Here is a 1,208-nt window from a genome sequence, read left to right as displayed (position 1 = left end):
AGGGCCGCGCCGCGCTCGGCGTCGTCGACGGAGACGGCGAACTCTCCCCCGCTGGTCCGGCGGATGACCAGGCAGTCGCCTCCGCGCAGCATGAGCGTGACCCTGCCCGTGCCGGGCAGGCCCCGCAGACCCCAGCCTCCGACGTCGCCGGGGTTGCGCCTTTCCGCCCAGGCCGACTCGATCTTGCTGATCGGGGTGTGGCGGGCGGGACGGCCGAACGGGCCGAAGCCGACGCGCAGGCCCTCGGCGTCGACACGGACGCCGACCGAGCCCGTGGCGAACCCCAGCAGCACCACGAGCAGGAGAGAGCCCAGGATGGTCCAGACGATCTGACCGGCCAGCACGCCCGCCACGTAGAGCGCGGCGACGACCACGGCGGCCACCAAGGCCGCGGCGGAGAGGACGATCAGCCAGGGGTTCGAGACGCGGCTCACCCAGACCGCGCGCTGTCCCGGCCGCAGCCGCATGGCCGGCGCCTGGGCCGCGTAGTCCCGTGCCGAGTCGGGCTCGCCCCTGCCGAGATAGCCCGCGAGCACGCCGGTCACGGCGGCGGCGCCGACCACGGCGGCGATCAGCCGGCCGGGCAGCACGGCCTGACGCCAGTCGGCGACGTCGAGGTTGGCGTAGAGGATGGAGCCCGCTACACCGAGGGCGAGCACCGCCCAGCCGAAGAGGAAGCCCCACCAGTGCGCGCGCCACAGCCGGGCGTGCCGCGTCACGCCACGCAGCACGGCGCCGATCAGGAGAACCCAGGCGATCACCCAAAAGGCCAGGTCGAACACGAGGGTGCCGGTGAAGGACATGGTGCCGTCGGGGCCGGACCCGCTCCAGTGCGTGGCGAGCGGGTCGGGAAGGCGGTCGCGCAACGCGAGGGGGACGGCGACCAGGACGGCGGCGACGAGCGCACCCCAGACGACGGCGACGGTGACGGTGCGACCTTGGGTGGCCATGCCGGCTCCTTGGGGGTGGCGGATCCGCGACAGCCGTACAGACGGGGTCATGACAGTTCCCTGATGATGTGGATGACTTCTTCCGGGCCGTAGCCGTACCGGTCGGCCTCGGCGAGCAGTTCACGCGCCGCCTCCGCCAGCACCGCGCGGGCGTCGGGCCGGCTGAGCACGCTGACGCCGCGCCCTCGGCGGAACTCCAGCAGGCCCTCGTCCCGTAGCTCGCGCAGGGCGCGCAGCACGGTGTTGGCGTTGATCCCC

2 protein-coding genes are annotated in these 1,208 nt (G+C 73.8%); both read right to left on the bottom strand.

Annotated elements, in window-relative coordinates; translation table 11 throughout:
- On the bottom strand, positions 1-950 hold a 950-nt coding region (locus ABD810_RS40885; protein ID WP_344953990.1), incomplete at its 3' end, for a hypothetical protein.
- 47 nt (positions 951-997) lie between these two features.
- On the bottom strand, positions 998-1,208 hold a 211-nt coding region (locus ABD810_RS40880; protein ID WP_486387640.1), incomplete at its 5' end, for a GntR family transcriptional regulator.

Origin of the sequence: Sphaerisporangium flaviroseum, from assembly GCF_039537005.1 — a bacterium.
GTDB lineage: Bacteria > Actinomycetota > Actinomycetes > Streptosporangiales > Streptosporangiaceae > Sphaerisporangium > Sphaerisporangium flaviroseum.
This window is presented reverse-complemented; position numbering and strand designations above follow the sequence as displayed.